The 18,314-nt window shown below is 44.5% G+C and carries 22 protein-coding genes; 18 read left to right on the forward strand and 4 right to left on the reverse strand.

The window, feature by feature from the left end:
- Positions 1-9 precede the first annotated feature (9 nt).
- A complete protein-coding gene (locus tag OCU74_RS08215; protein ID WP_261856166.1) occupies positions 10-786 on the reverse strand; it encodes a YopT-type cysteine protease domain-containing protein in 777 nt (258 codons plus the stop codon).
- Between the two features lie 315 nt (positions 787-1,101).
- Here OCU74_RS08215 and OCU74_RS08220 point away from each other — a divergent pair, with 315 nt between their 5' ends.
- Complete coding sequence (locus tag OCU74_RS08220) at positions 1,102-1,962, forward strand: aldo/keto reductase (protein ID WP_087479260.1); 861 nt, start codon at positions 1,102-1,104, stop codon at positions 1,960-1,962.
- A 305-nt stretch (positions 1,963-2,267) separates the two neighbouring features.
- On the forward strand, positions 2,268-2,648 hold the full coding sequence (locus OCU74_RS08225; protein ID WP_087479261.1) for a hypothetical protein: 381 nt from the start codon (positions 2,268-2,270) through the stop codon (positions 2,646-2,648).
- A gap of 135 nt (positions 2,649-2,783) precedes the next feature.
- On the opposite strand, the gene OCU74_RS08230 is transcribed toward OCU74_RS08225, so the two are convergent.
- Positions 2,784-3,554 (reverse strand): N-acetyltransferase, encoded by a 771-nt coding sequence (locus OCU74_RS08230; RefSeq protein ID WP_087479262.1) that lies wholly within the window; start codon positions 3,552-3,554, stop codon positions 2,784-2,786.
- A 184-nt stretch (positions 3,555-3,738) separates the two neighbouring features.
- Positions 3,739-4,374, reverse strand: a complete 636-nt coding sequence (locus OCU74_RS08235) for a LysE family translocator (protein ID WP_087479263.1) — start codon at positions 4,372-4,374, stop codon at positions 3,739-3,741.
- Positions 4,375-4,703: 329 nt separating this feature from the next.
- On the opposite strand from OCU74_RS08235, the gene nifU reads away from it, so the two are divergent.
- The 16 genes from nifU (at position 4,704) to OCU74_RS08315 (ending at position 17,554) form a co-directional block, all read left to right on the forward strand.
- Positions 4,704-5,609, forward strand: coding sequence for a Fe-S cluster assembly protein NifU (gene nifU, locus OCU74_RS08240; RefSeq protein WP_087479264.1), 906 nt, complete (start codon positions 4,704-4,706; stop codon positions 5,607-5,609).
- Positions 5,599-6,828, forward strand: a complete 1,230-nt coding sequence (gene nifS, locus OCU74_RS08245) for a cysteine desulfurase NifS (RefSeq protein WP_234993517.1) — start codon at positions 5,599-5,601, stop codon at positions 6,826-6,828. Before nifU ends, nifS begins: the two co-directional genes overlap by 11 nt.
- A gap of 37 nt (positions 6,829-6,865) precedes the next feature.
- On the forward strand, positions 6,866-8,056 hold the full coding sequence (nifV, locus tag OCU74_RS08250) for a homocitrate synthase (protein ID WP_087480076.1): 1,191 nt from the start codon (positions 6,866-6,868) through the stop codon (positions 8,054-8,056).
- Positions 8,053-8,361: a nitrogenase-stabilizing/protective protein NifW gene (locus tag OCU74_RS08255; protein ID WP_087479265.1), complete on the forward strand. Its 309-nt coding sequence runs from the start codon at positions 8,053-8,055 to the stop codon at positions 8,359-8,361. Before nifV ends, OCU74_RS08255 begins: the two co-directional genes overlap by 4 nt.
- Before the next feature lie 4 nt (positions 8,362-8,365).
- Entirely contained in the window at positions 8,366-8,815 is a 450-nt protein-coding gene (locus tag OCU74_RS08260) for a nitrogen fixation protein NifZ (protein WP_087479266.1), read from the forward strand.
- Positions 8,816-8,845: 30 nt separating this feature from the next.
- Positions 8,846-9,700, forward strand: coding sequence for a peptidylprolyl isomerase (locus tag OCU74_RS08265; protein ID WP_087479267.1), 855 nt, complete (start codon positions 8,846-8,848; stop codon positions 9,698-9,700).
- Between the two features lie 289 nt (positions 9,701-9,989).
- A complete protein-coding gene (locus tag OCU74_RS08270) occupies positions 9,990-10,688 on the forward strand; it encodes a phosphatase PAP2 family protein (RefSeq protein WP_087479268.1) in 699 nt (232 codons plus the stop codon).
- A 101-nt stretch (positions 10,689-10,789) separates the two neighbouring features.
- Positions 10,790-11,020 carry a cysteine-rich CWC family protein gene (locus tag OCU74_RS08275; protein WP_087479269.1) on the forward strand — a complete coding sequence of 77 codons (231 nt, stop codon included), beginning with the start codon at positions 10,790-10,792 and terminating at the stop codon, positions 11,018-11,020.
- A gap of 289 nt (positions 11,021-11,309) precedes the next feature.
- On the forward strand, positions 11,310-12,692 hold the full coding sequence (locus tag OCU74_RS08280; protein ID WP_087479270.1) for a hypothetical protein: 1,383 nt from the start codon (positions 11,310-11,312) through the stop codon (positions 12,690-12,692).
- Positions 12,693-12,841: 149 nt separating this feature from the next.
- The gene (locus OCU74_RS08285; protein WP_234993518.1) at positions 12,842-13,396 is read left to right on the forward strand and encodes a phosphatase PAP2 family protein; all 555 of its coding nucleotides are present in this window, start codon (positions 12,842-12,844) and stop codon (positions 13,394-13,396) included.
- Positions 13,397-13,462: 66 nt separating this feature from the next.
- A complete protein-coding gene (locus tag OCU74_RS08290; RefSeq protein ID WP_087479271.1) occupies positions 13,463-14,197 on the forward strand; it encodes an NYN domain-containing protein in 735 nt (244 codons plus the stop codon).
- 214 nt (positions 14,198-14,411) lie between these two features.
- Positions 14,412-14,669, forward strand: coding sequence for a type II toxin-antitoxin system ParD family antitoxin (locus tag OCU74_RS08295; protein ID WP_087479272.1), 258 nt, complete (start codon positions 14,412-14,414; stop codon positions 14,667-14,669).
- On the forward strand, positions 14,662-14,973 hold the full coding sequence (locus OCU74_RS08300) for a type II toxin-antitoxin system RelE/ParE family toxin (protein ID WP_087479273.1): 312 nt from the start codon (positions 14,662-14,664) through the stop codon (positions 14,971-14,973). The genes OCU74_RS08295 and OCU74_RS08300 overlap by 8 nt, the downstream gene beginning before the upstream one ends.
- 141 nt (positions 14,974-15,114) lie before the next feature.
- Positions 15,115-15,786 (forward strand): ribonuclease T2 family protein, encoded by a 672-nt coding sequence (locus OCU74_RS08305; RefSeq protein ID WP_159457373.1) that lies wholly within the window; start codon positions 15,115-15,117, stop codon positions 15,784-15,786.
- 66 nt (positions 15,787-15,852) lie between these two features.
- A complete protein-coding gene (locus tag OCU74_RS08310) occupies positions 15,853-16,809 on the forward strand; it encodes a DNA/RNA non-specific endonuclease (protein WP_087479275.1) in 957 nt (318 codons plus the stop codon).
- A 178-nt stretch (positions 16,810-16,987) separates the two neighbouring features.
- Positions 16,988-17,554 (forward strand): flavodoxin family protein, encoded by a 567-nt coding sequence (locus OCU74_RS08315; protein ID WP_087479276.1) that lies wholly within the window; start codon positions 16,988-16,990, stop codon positions 17,552-17,554.
- A 76-nt stretch (positions 17,555-17,630) separates the two neighbouring features.
- On the opposite strand, the gene OCU74_RS08320 is transcribed toward OCU74_RS08315, so the two are convergent.
- Positions 17,631-18,134 (reverse strand): AAA family ATPase, encoded by a 504-nt coding sequence (locus tag OCU74_RS08320; RefSeq protein ID WP_087479277.1) that lies wholly within the window; start codon positions 18,132-18,134, stop codon positions 17,631-17,633.
- Between the last annotated feature and the right edge of the window lie 180 nt (positions 18,135-18,314).

Below are 18,314 nucleotides of genomic sequence, written 5' to 3' on the forward strand. Positions count from 1 at the left end.
ATCAGAAACTCATCCTTCAAAAATCTGAACACCGGTCAGCGGTAAATTTACCAGTTCTGCAATACTGTTGAGCATCGCTTTGAAATCCTGCTGGTGAAATTCAAATTCACCGTGATTGGGTTCAAAGATAAGCTTTTTATCTTTTTCTGATTCAGCAAAGGCCAGTGCATGAGCACCGTCATCGCTATAGATGGTGATGATGCCTTGTTTCACACTGCTTAGTCCGGTTTGAAAAGTATCATAGGCCGGGCCATTATCCGGCATATCCAGCATCAGAAATGGCAGCGCTTCCGTGACCTGATTCTGAAGTACGGGTTTGAGATGAATATCTTTATATGCAGCGGCCTCAATGACACTATTCGTTCCGGCAAGAGACGCTTTGATAATATCTCCTTCCGCTATCGCTTCCTTCATCTGAGACGCATGATCATGGCGGTAAAAATTATGAATAATGCGGGAGTGAACAACACCTTCGAAAGATGAAAGGTAATTCATTCTTTCTGTAGCAGCTGGCTGGCTGGCATGAGCACCGTGGTGTTTAATTCTTTCTAACCAGTTCAAAGCAAGACCGTAACACATGGCCCGGGCGTCGATATCATGCCTGTTCGTACATAAATCCTGATCAAACCGGGCAAGTACGCGATGTTCAAGTAAAGACGGAAGACTCTGCCATTGTGAATGATGTAAGTCTGACGGAGATGGCATTGTCGGCTGACTGGATTGAGAACCGATTATTTCAACAGATGAATGAAGAGGATGAGTTGAATGAGTCAATGCATCGACCATATTTTTCTCCAGCATACAAATATTTAACATGAGTACATGCTAGGACAGCAAAGTTCCCGGCATCCTGAAATTTTTTACAAATGTTACTTTCATTCCATATATGCCAACGATCATTTCGGTGAAATATCTATCAGCAACGATGGCTATGCTGCCATTTGCTCCGGCAAGTGGCTGAACAATTTCGGCACCCTGGTGTCTTAATTGTCATTCCCCTGAATAGTAAATTGATGTACGGTGCAAGGGACATGCAGCACAACACTCTGTTCATGGTTGAACAGAGCTATCAAACATCAGAATAAGAAAGGAGTCACTCTCATGATTTTACAAGAAAAATTCACTCTAACGAATGGTGTTGAGATCCCTAAACTGGGCCTTGGCACATGGATGATTCAGGGAGAGTCTGCTGAGAAGGCAGTGAAAGACGCAATTCAGATCGGTTACCGGCATATCGATAGTGCGCAGGATTACGGTAATGAAGCAGAAGTTGCCACAGCAATTAAATCATGTGGTGTCAGCCGTGATGAGATCTTTCTAACCACTAAACTGGCGGCACAGTATAAATCATATCAGGATTCAGTTGCGGCCATTGATGGATCTCTTCAGCGGATGGGGCTGGATTACGTTGACCTGATGATCATTCACAGCCCGCAACCCTGGGGGAATTTTGGTGCCAGTGACCGTTTTTATGAAGGTAATCTGGAAGCATGGCGTGCACTGGAAGAAGCATATCAGGCTGGAAAAATCCGTGCGATAGGTCTTTCTAACTTTCAGGAACAGGATATTGAGAACATTCTGAAATCCTGTTCGGTTGCGCCGATGGTCAATCAGATTCTGGCGCATATAACCAATGTGCCCGATCAGTTAATTCAGTATTCACAGGAGAAAGGCCTGTTAGTCGAAGCCTATTCACCGGTCGGACACGGTGAGCTGTTTAAAAACAGTCAGATTGCTCAGATGGCCGAAAAGTACGGCGTTTCCATCCCACAATTGTGTATTCGCTATACGTTGCAACTGGGATTGCTGCCGCTACCGAAAACAGCAAATCCTGATCATATGAGAAACAATGCAGATCTGGATTTTGTGATTTCTCAGGAAGATATGAATGTTCTGAATCATCTGGAAAAAATTCAGGACTACGGAGATGCAAGCATGTTCCCGGTTTATCGCCTGAGCTAATTGACAGCAGTTCTTTTATATCGTCATGATGACGGTAAGTAAAATAACCTCCTTTCTGACAACAGAGGGAGGTTATTTTTTATATGGATGATTTCTTAGACAGAGAGTTAATAATAAAAAAATTAATATAAGCTCAAATAATAAAAGCAATTCATGTTGATTCATATAAATATAAATTAATTGATTATTTATTATCTATAAAAGTTATAAATCAATTGGCTGAACTATACTCATAACAGACAGACACGACTCAATCGTGTATTTGCTTACTTCTTACCAAACAGGGTCAACAAGGAGGATTGAATATGAATTCAGCTGTTGATTTAGTAAAAGCCGACTTTTCCGGCACTTATGAACAGGATCATGGTGTCTTAAAAGGTGAGCTGAATCTTGGCGGAATCGTTGAAGTTGATGGTAATACCAACTTGAGTGAAGTGATTCACTTTAGTGAAGGGGGTTATGTTGAAGCGATACAGTATGTCCCTCAAACCAGCGTTTTTCCTAACCAGATTCAGGTTCTCGGTCAGGCGCCTTCACGTATCAACGGTCATATTGACATGGTCTTTAAAGATTCGGAAGGCTCAACATATTCTTTATCGATTTATGCGACCAACCCTGAACAACATACGCTAGATATATTTGGTCATCCGGTCACTATAGTCGAAATTTCGTGGGAGAGAGCTTAATTATATTGAATGCTTTTAGTGAGTTACTTATGGCGTCAGAGAATTAAACTCAGTTTCTTATTTAATTCTGTATGGCGCCATTTTTGTGTCTGACGGTCACTTTTGTCTGAAATTTTATATCTGCCTGCCTTTTATCTATTGATGGTGCTTCTTAAGCAATGTATCAAAACGGCTATCCATACAGATACTGATATCTGTCGTTACAAACTGACCGTTATAGTACAGAGAAAAAATGGTTGCCGGTGTTGGTGCAGACTGGGCTTGCTCCTGTGTTTCCAGCCGGACGACTTTTAGCGGCAGGTTCCTTTTCCGGGCTGTTTCAGTTAAAGATTCCTGCACATGATATTCCGCAAAAGGGCAACGATTCGAATAGTAAACGACAATTCCGTTGGTTTCCGGACATCCGGTTTCGATAGCCGACGGATTAAAAAACGGTGTCATAGCATCATTATTAAGTTTTCTGACTAACAGGCAGAAACCGTCTGTGGTTGTCGCGCATATTTCAAACCCTTGATTCAGTAGCCATTTGGTATCACTCATAAAATGGTATTTTTTAACACCTGCCACAGTGACAATACCGTCTTTCTTATGAGCTTGAGCATCGTCCAGAGCCTGTTGTAACAGCGCTTTACCGTGACCTTGCCCTTTATACTTACCAGAAACCCAAAAGCAGTTGATTAACAGATAATTGGGTGCATTAACCGGCACCCAGCCATGTTCTGCCGGGCCGTATTCGATGAAAACTTTCGCCCGTTCATCAAGACGCAGAAATGTATAGCCATTGCTGAATTCTTGTTTTAGCCACGCCTTTTTCAACTGATAACCCTGAGTGCATTTTTTGTCAGAAAATGCACAGCAGATGTGTTCAGAATCAATATTCTCTTCGGTCAATGTGATGTATGACATAAAACATTTCTCTATGAGTTCAGATTTGTATGGTTACTGTAGAAAACAGACCAATTAACCATACACAACAATACCCATATAAAATGTAGTTTAATTCAGTTATTTGATAAAAATGATACTGAACGGGGGAAGTGAGGAAAACTGCTTTCTGAAAGAATCACTCAGAAAGCAGTATGAGTCCGGATTAATTCTGATGGCTGAATGCCAGACGAATGCCGAAATAGAGAAACAGAGTGCCGGTACATTTGGTCAGGATAGCAGTCAGACGCTGACTCTTTCTGAATTTATTGCTGATCGCCGATGCGCTCCAGGCAAGGAAATGACACCAGAGCATCCCGTTGATGTTGAACACCAGCCCAAGGAAAATAAAAGAAAATGCTTTATCCGGTGCATCCATAGCGATGAACTGAGGGACAAATGCCAGAAAGAACAGGGCAACCTTCGGGTTCAGTACATTGGTTAAAAAACCCTGCATAAAAATCTTAGAGAATGGCATTGGTTTTTTATTCGGAGTTATCTCTTGCTGAGGTGTATTCCCGGCAAACAGCATACTTGCTCCGATATAAAGCAGATAAAGACAACCAATGACTTTAATGACAGTGAAGGCCATGGCGGAAGTCGCCAGAAGAGCAGATAAACCAAACGCTGCGGCCAGCACATGAATCATTGTTCCGGTTCCGATTCCCAGTGCAGCAACAGAACCAGCCTTAAACCCCTGACTGGCACTTCTGCCGACGATATATAAAGAATCCGGGCCGGGAATCATATTCAGGGCCAGTCCGGAAATGACAAATAACCATAAATCAGTTACACCAAACATCAGCTACCTCCATATCTCTGCGCATTAAAAAAAACCGGTGATATTACACCGAAAACTATCTTGTTCACAATCACATCACATTGAATACATCAATTGGTCTGTTCTGATGAAAAATTCGGGTACAGACCAGCATATTTGTCGCAAAACCAACAAACAAACAGACAAAATGTCATTTTGTCTGGCGCATGTTTCCCCCACGAACTCAGATAACTCATCATAAATCAAAATCTTATAAAAACAATCCTCTCGGACTATAACTTGCAACAGTTTTGAAACAAATTTCTCACAACGCTCAACCGCTCAGGGATCAGCAAAGTTAAGGAGAACCTATGTGGGATTATTCTGAGAAAGTGAAAGAGCATTTCTTTCATCCTAAAAATGCCAAATTAGTCAAAGATGCCAATGCGCGTGGTGACGTCGGTTCCATCAGTTGCGGTGATGCACTGAGTCTGACACTGAAGATTAATCCGCAGACTGAAGTGATTGAAGATGCGGGATTTCAGACCTTTGGCTGTGGCAGTGCTATTGCGTCTTCATCTGCTCTGACTGAAATGATCATCGGTAAATCGGTTCAGGAAGCATTAGCTATTACCAATCAGGATATTGCGACCTTCCTTGATGGTTTACCCCCGGAAAAAATGCACTGTTCCGTTATGGGAATGGAAGCTTTGCATGCCGCTGTTGCCGATTATCGCGGTGAAGCCATTGACGATGACCATGACGAAGGCGAACTGATCTGTAAATGTTTTGCCATTGATGACCGGATGATTCAACGGGTCGTTAAAGCAAACCATCTCAGTACACTGGAAGAGGTGATTCACTATACCAAAGCCGGCGGTGCCTGTACTTCATGCCATGAGAAAATCGAATGGGTACTTGAGGCTTGTCTGGCAGAAATAGCGCAGGAAGCCGAAGAACAGGAAGACGTTACAGATGTTGCAGTTACAGATATAACAGCAGCCGATAATCAGGATATGGCGACTATCGCAGATATTATCGAATCAGTACGTCCGGGGGTTCAGGCTGATGGCGGAGATATTCATCTGATCGATGTGGAAGAAAATCTGGTATTTGTTTCGATGAGTGGTGCATGTACCGGTTGCGGTTTATCCGGGCTGACACTCGCCAATATTGAAAACAAGATCAGTCAGGCATTAGGGAAAAACTACACCGTTTTTCCGGTTCAGGAGACCGGAGCATTTAGCCGGAAAAAAGAGGGGAGTTATGATGCCTAATTCAACAGAAATAACCCGGATGGTTTATCTGGATAATAACGCAACAACGCGAATTGATCCCCGGGTGCTGGATGTCATGATTCCTTATCTTGATGAGTATTACGGTAATCCGTCTTCTATTCACAAACTCGGTGCCAGAGTGGGTCAGGCAATGGAAATTGCCAGAGAGCAGGTTCAGCAGTTGATTGGTGCTCACTACACCAGTGAGATTATTTTTACTTCCTGTGCTACTGAAGCAACCACCACCGCTATTCTTTCAGCGCTGGAAGCTAGCCCAGATAAGCGTGACATTGTCACTTCTAAAGTGGAACATCCGGCAACGCTGCAACTATGTCAGAATCTGGAACGTAAGGGCTATCGTGTTCATTGGATCGGTGTCGACCAGAAAGGCCGTCTGGATATGAAGGCTTATCGGGCAGCTTTAAGCGAGCAGGTTGCGGTTGTCTCACTGATGTGGGCCAATAACGAAACCGGAACAATTTTTCCGGTAGAAACCGTGGCCCGTCTGGCAAAAGAATACGGCGCACAGATGCATGTCGACGCGGTACAAATGGCAGGGAAATGTCCGATTGATGTGAAAAGCCTCGATATCGACATGCTATCAATCTCCGGGCATAAGTTTCACGCACCAAAAGGTATTGGTGCCTTATATCTCAGACGTGGCACACGTTTCCGGCCATTAATGCGCGGCGGGCATCAGGAGCGGGGCCGCCGGGCCGGAACAGAAAATGCGGCATCGATCATTGCCATGGGCAAAGCTGCTGAACTGGCGTATCAGGCACTGGATACGGAAACTTACCGGATCCGGCAGATGCGGGATCGGCTGGAACATGGCCTGCTGGCCAGAATCCCGAATACTTTTGTGACCGGCGATCCTCAACAGCGTGTCCCCAATACCACCAATATTGCGGTGGAATATGTTGAGGGAGAAGCGCTGCTGTTGATGATGAATCAGGTTGGAATTGCCGCTTCATCCGGCTCGGCATGTACATCCGGCTCACTGGAACCTTCACATGTCATGAAAGCCATGCAGATCCCATTTACGGCAGCCCACGGCACACTGCGGTTTTCTCTTTCCCGTTTTACCCGGGATGAAGAGATCGACATGGTGCTAGAACACTTACCGCCAATTGTTGCGCGCCTGCGGCAGCTTTCTCCTTATTGGGACAACGAGACCAATCAGGGATCGGTAACAGAGTTTGTCCCGGCGTATGCATAGATGAGGTGAAATTGTGTATCAGCATGAGGATATTCATATGGCGTTGAACTCATTACAGTGCCCGTCGGTACTGATCAACGACACCACGTTACGGGACGGCGAACAAAGCCCGGGGCTGGCATTTACCGCGGAAGAAAAAATACAGATAGCACTGTTACTTGAGGCTGCCGGTATTCCTGAGATCGAAGTCGGTATTCCTGCGATGGGGGAACTAGAGCAGGAAACGATTCGCCTGATCTGCGCCTCGCTTTCGTCGTCCCGTACCATGGCCTGGTGCCGGATGCTGGCACAGGATGTCCGGAGTGCCTGTGGATTAGGGCTGGACTGGGTTGATCTTTCCATTCCGGTTTCAGCCCAGATGATTCACCACAAACTGAATACTTCCGTAGAAATCCTGCTTCAGCAGTGTGAACGGGTAATCAAACAAGCTTTAGATGCCGGGTTGAAAGTCTGTCTGGGGATGGAAGACGCATCACGGGCTGAAGACGAACTTCTGTACCGTGTCGCCGAAATTGCTGCCCGTTGTGGTGCTCAGCGATTGCGCTTTGCCGATACGATGGGAATTCTCGATCCTTTTTCAACTTATCAGAAAATCAGTCAGCTGCGGCAACAAACCACACTAGAAATTGAAATGCATGCACACAATGATCTGGGACTGGCAACCGCAAATTCACTGGCAGCGATCCGCGCCGGAGCGAATTCCGTTAATACATCGATCAATGGGCTGGGAGAACGGGCAGGGAATGCTGCACTTGAAGAAGTCGCCGTCGCTCTGGATGTTTTACAACAGTCAGTCACAGGTATCGATTTATGCCAGTTACCTAATCTTTGTCACTATGTTCATCTGGTTTCCGGACGCCCGTTATCACAGCACAAAGCTATCACCGGTGAAATCGTGTTTACCCATGAATCGGGAATCCATGTCGATGGTCTGCTCAAAGATGTTCGTAACTATCAGGGCTTTTCTCCGACGCTGATCGGACGACAACACCGGCTGGTTCTGGGCAAACATTCTGGGCTCCGGGCGATCGCTCAAATCTACCGGGAGATGGGGATTCTGCTGACAGAAACGCAGTGCCAGTCGATCCGTCATGAACTGCGGATCTGGTCGGAAGCCAAAAAATGTATTCCCAGTCCGGATGATCTGCTGACCATTGCCGCGCCTTATCTGGGAAGCGGATATGTACCGGGCAGTATGACTCCGGAAAACGGAGGAATGCTGCAATGAACCGGCAAGATGATTTTCGCTCAGATCTGGCAATGCTTGAAACAGCTGAAGACATTCTGCATTACTTTGCGATCGGCTATGACGATGTACTGGTCCAGCGTAAACATGTTCAGTTGCTCCGTCTGTTCCACAAGCTACTGAGTCAGACAGCAGAACCCGGTTTTGACGATTATCGCCGGGCATTACTGCTCGCTTATCAGCAGATCAGTCTGGGACGTGAGCCATTGTTCAATGCCAGCCACTGCCTGCAATGCAATAGTCCCTGTGACTCTTTTTATGATTCTCCTGACTGTAATGAAGGATAACCTGATGGAAAAATTTGCTCCGGGCAGTGAAGTGCGGGTCATCCGTTCAATCCGTAATGACGGCAGTATTCATGATCTGGAAAAAGGGGAACTGCTGATCCCGGCAGGAACCATCGGTATAGTCCGGAGTTATGGCTACTTTCTGCAAACTCAGTTGATCTATCAGGTGTTTATTCCACAGCTTAACCGTGTGATTGGCGTCAGAGACTCCGAAGTTATTGATGCAACGCTGGCATGGGTACCGTGTTTGTTCCGTTCTCAGGATAAAGCAAAACTGAAATACAGTTTACAGATGTTTGACAAACGTCTGGCGAATAAAGGGGATGTTATCGAGGTCTACCGGGTTCATCGCAACCTGAAAGATGGCTCACTGGCGTATGAAATTAAATTCGGACCACATTATGTGCGGTTAGATGCCAGCGTGCTTGAGCCATTGTCTTCAACCGCACTTTAATCACCGCAACGACAGAGGGGAAAACGTGTGATGCAGACGTATCAAAAACACTATCCATATCAGAAACACTATCTGACCGCAAAGGTCGCCACTGATTTATTCAATCTGAATCCTCAGTTGCTCTCTGAGCAGCAACGCCTTCAGGTAGATCGCCTGGTCAAGCGGGTCAGTCACATACAAAATGCAATATTACACAGCCGTGAAGCAGAGCAGATTGAAGTCACACCGCAGGAAGTCGAGTCTGCTTTTGCCCAGTGTGTTGCCGGCTATGCTTCCGTTGATGAGTTTCACATCGCACTGCATCGGCAGCACCTTGATGAATCTCAGTTAAAACAAGCGCTCAGTCATGAGATTGCCTGTGAGAAGGTGATGTCATTCATATCTCAGGATGTTCCGGTATTAGATAAAGATAAAGCATTGGCTTATTTTCATGATCATCAGCAGGAGTTTTCCCGGAACAGTAGCTGGGAAATGAGTCAGATCCTGATTACCATCAATGAACAGTTTGTAGAAAATCACCGCCCGGCAGCTTTGCAACGCATCCGGGAAGTGAAAGAGCAATGTGATGTCTCCGCTTTTGAAACACTGGCCCTGAAGTATTCAGAGTGTCCGAGTGCGCTGTCCAACGGTTATCTGGGCTGGTGTGAAGAAGGTAAACTCTATCCGCAGGTGGTTTCTGCACTTCAGATACTGCCGACAGAAATGGTCAGTTCACCGGTTGAAACCGAACTGGGATTTCATCTGGTTCGTTATCACCAGCATCGTCCCGCCCGCATAGCAACATTCGAAGAAGCTTATCCGTTTTTACAACAGAAGCATGAACAACGGGCCCGGCAATATTTGCAAAAACAGTGGCTACGTCAGTTAATGGTGATGAGTAGTTAATACCTCAACCAGCCATAACTGATTAAAGATATGGCTGGATCATCCAACAATTTAGATCTCTTCATTTACCGACTTTCCTTTTAACCTGATCCTCAAAGCATAAATTCAATAAACAGATGAGAACTCTTCAGAGAGTTCTTGCTATCAGTCACATTGCCTAACATTGAGTCACTATTTGTAATCGTTATCTGTTTTATTAATAACATTACTCCTACCTATACTTAAGTAGTCATTCATTACAAATAATAAAAATAAAAGAAGATGTAAAAAAATGGGGAGATTTACACGTATGTGTAAGAGTTTCTATCTTGCCGGCGATTTTGTTGGCAAGCGATTTGTGACCAATGATTTTATTATTAATGATTTTCTTCATCATAACTTTTTTACCAGACATACAAACTTTAGCAAGTATACAGAACGGGCTCAGAAGGCAGTTAACCGGAAAGGGCGTTATACCATTCTGGCCGCAGGGATAATATTAAGTCTTCTGAACCTGCCTCAGGCTAATGCTGGCGATGATCTGACCCGGGCCGGAGATTATCTGCATGTAGGCATTCCAATCACTGCGGGGATCATTTCAATAACCAAAGGAGACACACAAGGTCTGGCCCAGCTTGTCGAGGGTGCGATCTGGACTTCGGTTGCAACCACAGTTTTAAAAGAGACCGTCAAAGAAGAGCGGCCAAATGGAGAAAACGATCGGAGTTTTCCTTCTGCACATGTCTCTGCGGCAATGCAAGGTTCGGTATATTTGCATCTGCGCTATGGGCTGGATTATGCTGCCCCGGCCTATGCGGCAACGGCTGTGGTCGCTTATTCTCGTGTCGATGGTGAGTATCACTACTGGCATGATGTTATCGCCAGTATGATCCTTGCCGGAGGCATCCAGTATTCGATTTCAGAAATGGGATACGGCATCTCAAATCTAAGCCTGCTGCCTGTAATTAGTGAAGACTATTACGGCTTTAACCTTTCATTCAGCTTTTAGGCATCTATTGGCAGAGAGTAAGAAGTAAAGTTGACTCACTTTATTTTACTCCGTTACATTCATGGTTGAGGCCATTCATTACAGTAGTCAGGAGCCATGTCGTGAGTCAGAACATCAAACAAATCAACCCACTGGTATGCCCATTATGCGGCCAGCCAAATGCCTGCCTAAATCTGTCAACCCGGGATGTCACTAAATCATGCTGGTGTAATGATCCCAACATCCGCTTCCCTGAAGGGTTGAGAGCTATGGTTCCGCCGGAAGCAAAAATGAAAGCATGTATTTGCAAGGCGTGTGCGTTGAAATATCAGGAAAGTCAGGAAAAAAATTGAACCGGCTGAAACCTGCGAATTAAACCAATTTTCCAACTCTGCCTATACTTGAAATAATTAAAAACAGAAAACCAGCTCAATCCGGTATATATACTCATTCGGACGATCAACTGAATAATCCGATGAAAGGTATATGCGGACCGATTAAACATTGCCGGACCTGAATTAAAAAAGGCTTCACTCTACATGACAAAAAATCTGGTAATAAAACTGAGTAAACACAGTATTGATCATATTGGCAGAGTTGGAAGTGGTCTGGCTGTTTGCCCCATGAGCAAGGGAATCGCATATGTATACCCAACAGGACAAAAAATCACAATCAAATCATCGTCAGGCTATATATCTACCTGTTACTCAAAGAGTGGGCAATAAAATAACCGGGCTTGTCGATAATCGTCCGGAAATAGCTGATGCCCTGACTACTCGTGAATCATTAAAAAGTACGCCGGCAGTACAACAGCGGAAAGTACATTCGATCCCGGGCAGCGCTGGGGCTGTCGTTCAAAGAGAACCAATACCTGCGACAGTCAACGGGATTAGTCATTTAGTCAAAATGGAAGGTAAATCAATTTTCAGGGGTACGGAGTTACCCGGAGAGATTGTGCACGGACAACAACTGATTATCGAAACCAATGGAGCCAAACGTTCACGACGAGGCCCTAATCAGGAACGGTTTGCCCATGAGGATGAAGAAAGAGGAACACACATTTACCGATGGTATCGGGTATTGCAAGTTGGCCCTCATCGAATGCCGGAAGGTGTTTATGTTCGTGAAGATGCGATTCAGATCGGCGCAGAATCCAACGGAGACATTGGTTTCATGCAAAATCATCCACCATCATTAGAAACGCGGGTGGGTGAACGGGTTCCTCATATGAGAACACCTGAATCCAGAGCAATGGATCGTTTGTCCCGGGCTTTCTGGATTCCGATGATGGAATCATTACACCGAAGTGAATATCCTCCACACCTTGCCGCAACACTCATTGGCGGACGATTACATATGCGAGGTAATTTAGGGGATCGGGAAATACCACAAGATCGTGACTGGGGCAAAGAATTCACTTCATTTGTGGCGGGAGAAAAATATGGCGGCCCAAAATGGGCTGTGAAGAAAAGAGACAAAATGAAGAGAAAATTACAGGGGCAGGCAGCGGGAAAATACCATCCTCCGGGCATCACAGATATGACAACGATGGCAGCAGTTCAGGCGGCCATCGTTAACCCTCGAAGCATTGACTTTGGCCGTGGTGAAGGAGAAAGTCGCGAGGTTGTTCACGGAGAAATGCGACTACAGGATGAAATCGCTTCAGGAATCGGTGGCCGAGATCAAAGGATGCCTCGAAGACGGATCAGACAGCAGCATATTTCCGGTGTTCTGGAAGACTGTGCTTTTTGTCACTGGGCTCATGCCATATTTAATCAAGTCATCGGGGAAAAGCATGGTATTCAACTCACGTCTGCCGGGACTCATGGTGGCATTCCGGCAAAATGGAAGGCTCCAGAGTGGATGATTGCTAATCCGGAAGCAATGGAGATGTTTATCAAAAAACTCCATGCTGAAGGAATAAAATTTAAAGTGGCTGGTGGTTACATCACGGTGTTGCAGGCACCGAAAGCTTCAGGAAATCTGCCTGATGACTCGGATTCAGATGATGAGCATATTAGATGATATGTATCATCTCTAATATGTTCAGCAACTAACTGATTCGCTACTCATGTCTGATTTCTTCAATAATGTTGATTATCAATATGGCGTTCCCCCTAATTCTGTCATATGCCTTATGTAAAGAGTCATCAATAATGCATGGCAGATAGAATATGAATAATATGGTTCGTTTCTTCTTGTTTTCTTTAACCTTTCTATTTTTTCTTACCACACCGAACTTGGTCCGCGCAGGTGGACAACTTACACATACCGGAGATATTGCTGAAATTACAGTGCCGCTCACTGCCGGTGTCATATCACTCTGGAAAGATGATACCGAGGGATTTTATCAGCTTGTGGAAGGTGCGTTATACACTGCTGCCGCCACACATACTCTTAAAGCCTTAACGCATGAAAGAAGACCAAATGGCAGTGGTTTTGATTCTTTTCCTTCCGGACATGTTTCGGCAGTCACGCAGGGAGCAGCATATTTACATTTTCGTTATGGTCTCGAATATGGTCTGCCTGCTTATGGTGTTGCTGCATTTGTCGCACACTCAAGAGTCGAAAGCCATAAACACTCCTGGTATGACGTGGGTGCCGGGGCAGTATTAGCTATCGGAATTCAGTATGCAGTCACAGAAATGGGTTACTCATTGACTCAGGTCTCTGTATTACCTTATACCCATGACGATGAAGTAGGGATTATCGCTCATGTTCGTTTCTGAATCCTGAACCTTGAGGTTGTCTGGGGATATCACTACCATTGAATGAGTGCCTTTCGGAGATGAGATATGGGGAATAAGAGAATTGCCGTTCTGATTGACTCAGAAAATACACCTCACACAAAGCTCAATTCAATCATCGAAGAATTATCAGGTTTCGGGCAAATTATTGTGAAACGGGCATATGGAGATTTTTCTGCTGAACAACTGAAAAACTGGAAACAACCATTAAATGAACTGGCTATTCAGGCCAGACAGCAATTTGCCTATACCTTAGGGAAAAACTCAACCGACTCATTAATGATTATCGATGCGATGGATCTGCTTTATACCCGGAGGTTTGATACATTTGCCCTGATTTCAAGCGACAGCGATTTTACCAGTCTTGCCACAAGGTTGAGAGAATCAGAAATTCATGTCATCGGAGTCGGTCGTTTGACAACGCCCACGTCATTTAAAAATGCCTGCAATGATTTTATTGCACTTGAGAACTTAGGTGGAGATTTGAGAGATGATACAGAATTGAACGAAACACAACCGAGTGAGACTCAGGAAAGTGAGCGTGAATTATGGCGGCTCATGCATCAGGCCTGGCAACGTTACAAAAACGAATCGGGCTGGGCAAAGCTAGGAGAGGCCAGAAGTTACCTGAAACGCTTGAAATCGGATTTTGATCCGCGTAATTACGGTTTGAAAAACCTGTCTGACTTTTTTGACAGATTCCCAACCCGCTACAATATCCGTAACAAACATTCAGGATTAGAGTTTCAATTAATCACCAAGTCTGACCGGCAAAAAAAGTGAAATCACTCGCACAGAGTAGTGAGAAACGATAACTTAAAAAACGGTTTTCTCCGACGTGCAGCTCAGAATTCTAACCAACTGCTCGGCATTAATTTTTCTTACATTATTCTGAGTCAATGAGCCAAACTGACTTAAGAAGTTTATGTTGATTTTGCATTTTACTCTCAAAGTTCTTAGTATTGTGTTAACTATTCACACAATAGAACATCACACAATGTCATCTACTGAAAGATCTCGTACCACAAGCGTTACAATCGGTCCACAACTGGATGAATTTGTCCGTCAGTTGATAGCTTCAGGCCGTTATGGTTCAACCAGTGAAGTCGTTCGCTCAGCATTGCGTTTGCTGGAACGACAGGAAAAACAAACAGCCGCATTAAAAAATATAATAGAAGCTGGTGAAAACAGTGGGGAATGTGAATTGTCTCTTCATGAGATTGCAGCAAGCATAAAACAGAAACACAATGTATAGACTCTCAAATCTTGCCGCAAAAGATTTCGGGCACATTTTCGAGTACACCTTACTGAATTTTGGTGTCAAACAGGCCGATAGCTACACAGAAAGTATGCACAATGCACTACAAACTTTAGCGTTAAATCCTTTGATGGGATATGAGTGCCCTGAAATTGCTGATCACATCCGTCGCCATGACCATCAGAAACATGCCATTTTCTATTCTTACCAATCTCCGAATATTTTCATTCTGCGTATTCTTCATCAGCATATGGAACCACTCAAACACTTTTCTCCTGATTATGATGAAAATCTACTCTAATCATGACGATGAAACTTTCATGAAAAGTTAATACAGACAACGTAGTCTTAGATAGCAAAGCATTCTAGTCTTCATGGTAAAGTCGTCCAAGTCAGGCTATGGTTATTATCGATATGAACCTACATGAACAAGGGCGTCACCATGAAAAAGTTTGCGGTTTTACTGTTATTACTTTCTGCCTATGGTTTGAATGCAGCTCAGATTCCACAGGTTGATGAATGTGTTATCAAAGATGCGTGGCTATACAAGAACTATGACACACATCCGGAACAGATCCGGGATATCAAAACCGATTTCTTTTTACTCCGCTTTTCGAACTCTCCTTCTTTTTGTGATTATAAACGCAGCAAACATCAAGAAAATGATGTTCCTTTTCAATGCCAGTCACCCAGCACAAAATACAACCACTTTCAATGGGTTGTACACGGCTTGTGGGGTGAAAACCGACAGGCATACCAGTCAGGTAACAACAATGGACATCCGCAATATTGTCAGGGCGATTTACCTAAGCTGAAGCTGACAGACATCAAACCTTATCTGTGCATGAGCCCCGGCACATCACTATTGCAGCATGAGTGGGAAAAACACGGAGCCTGTGATTTCGACTCGGCTCAGGCGTATTTTCAACAAGTCAAAGCTCTGCGTAGTCAGTTCGTGCTGCCTTCTGCCAGTCTTGACGCAAGACAAGCGGTAAGATGGATGAAAGCCAATAATCCTGCACTGGCAAACACCTGGCTCGATCAAACCAACCATGAGTTCGGTATCTGTTTTACTACTAATTTTCAGATTATGAACTGTCCGCGCAAACGTTAATGATCTACCGGACGAGATAGCATCTACACCTGGTCCGGTAAATCAATTCAAGTAGGAGAAAGCACCATGCGTAGCGGCTATACCAACGACTTCCTGCCCGGTTTTTTCATTGAAATGCCCACACCGAATCTGGCAGTGCAGGGCGACATACTCCAACCACCCGGATTACCGGAAGGGAAGGTGGTTGTTCCCTATATTCACTATTCATTACTCATGAGTAAATCGACGAAACAGGCTTTGTGTTCAGCAGCCAATGTTGATAACAGCAAGCAGCAAACCATTTCTGGTGCCAAAGGAAGAAAGTGGTTTATCGATGATCGGGTTGGCAAAGAGCATCAGATTATCAATGATGCTTATACCGGCACACCGTGGGATCGCGGACACTTAACCCGCCGTACCGCCGTCACCTGGGGCGATTACAGTACCGCTCTGGCCGCCAGTAACGATAGTTGTGCTTTTACCAATGCCTGTATGCAACACGAGAACTTTAACGAAGACGAATGGCGCGTTCCTGAACTCGCGGTCGCTAACTTCAATATGGCGAAAGAGAACAGACTGAATATCATGACCGGCCCGGTTTTCACACTTTGTGATCGTTTCTTTACCAAAGGTCCGGGATTTGATCCAGTCCGGATTCCTTCCGGATTCTGGAAAACCATCACTTATGTTGATGCTAACTCCGGCGAACTGATCACCGCAGCTTATCTCTTCTTTCAGGATATCGATACCCTGAAAACCAAAAAGGCTAAACAACGTATCCAGCTCAGAAATTTCAGAATCACCACCACAGAGCTTCAACTGTGGACTGGTTTACAGTTCGATAAGCAGATGTTCGACAGCAATCCGCTCAAATTCTACTCCGGTCCCGAAGCGGTAAAAGTCACCCGGCTGAAAGATCTCTCAGATCCGACAGAAGCTCTGTTGGCCGCCGGAATTGCCGAGACCGCAGTGATGGAAGAAGCCCGAACCCTGATCGAGCTGGATAAACTGTATGAGCTGATTGATGAACTAAGTTGGTATTGAATTGGTGAGAATTATGTAATTTTTACAGACCAGATGATAAGAATGAATACAACGCAGACACATATTTACTGATAGCCTATCTGACAGTATGTTGATAAATTAGACAAATATTGATTTGATTGAATGAAACATCATATTTCTCATATAGCTAAATTCGAAACAGTCAAGGAGTGATGCGTTGTTTAAAATTGCAGTTATATATTTCACCAAAACAGATGTAACCGGTCAGCTGGCACAGGCTGTTATTTCAGGAATAGAGGAACATGAAGATGTCCGGGCTGTAGAGCATCGCATTCAGGGCAGAGAAATAGTTGAAGGAAGATTTGAAAATTCTGTTCTATTCGAATCTCTTCTTGGGTGCGACGCAATCATCATGGGTTCTCCAACATACATGGGAGGCGTTTCTGCACAATTTAAAGCCTTTGCGGATGCGAGTAGTGAATATTGGTCTGAACAGCAATGGGCTGACAAAGTTGCTGCTGGTTTTACATGTGGTAGCGCACTAAATGGTGATCAATCGAGTAGTCTTCAGTATATGAGTACATTAGCTAGCCAGCACGGTATGTATTGGGTTGGCTTAGATGCCGCTCATGGTTATCGGGACTTCGGGCTAAACCGGTTAGGTTGCCAGCTTGGCGTCGTTGCCCAGTCAACGGATTCAATAGCCGACGAAATTGATATCGCATCAGCAAAATACTTAGGGTCAAGAGTTGCCAAACTGGTAAAACGCTTGAGGGCCGAATAATCGCCTGAGAGAAAATCATATTGGCCAAAATCAGAACAGTAACTCATACATGATCTGACTTCTGATAAAAAGTAGGTCAGGTATGAGCTGTTTTTTCAACGCAAACTATATTCAAGTTTTCTTCATCATTCGGAGATTCAAAATACTGCGTCACATGGTGAAAAACAGCTTCGGTATCGAAGTGAGCGCGTTCCGGCTGTTGAATCCGACGCTGCTCGATTTGAGATAAACACTGGCTGTCACTGAGGTTGAGATAAATTAACTCATGTTCACAGCCCAGCTCCGAGCACAGAGAAATAAACCAAGTCCTTTGGTTGATAGTATTGGCCGGAAAATCCATCACCACATTGGTTCCCACTTTTAAGATATTCTGAACATGAGATTTGATAAACGGTTTAATGCGGCCAGAAAGTTCAATGTAATCATCAAATGTCTGAATCTGATCGGGATAATGAACAGATAACCACTCATCTTCTGAGATAAGTACCGCATCATTCTCATGAGCTACGATTTTAGACATTGTCGATTTTCCCGCGCCCATCTTCCCACAGAAGAAGAACAGTTTACCCTGATGTTTCATTTATCCTCCAATGACATAACGACCAACACACCATCATAAACACATCAATCCGTTCAAATCACTAACGTTTTGAAAACTGATGCTAAACCGTGAAATCACTCGCATAAGCGTGTAAGAGACAATGTTCCCAAAGTATGGTTTTCTCCGATTCATCATGCAGTCCAGCACAGCGCAACTCGC

The organism is Vibrio mangrovi, assembly GCF_024346955.1.
GTDB classification, from domain to species: Bacteria; Pseudomonadota; Gammaproteobacteria; order Enterobacterales; family Vibrionaceae; genus Vibrio; species Vibrio mangrovi.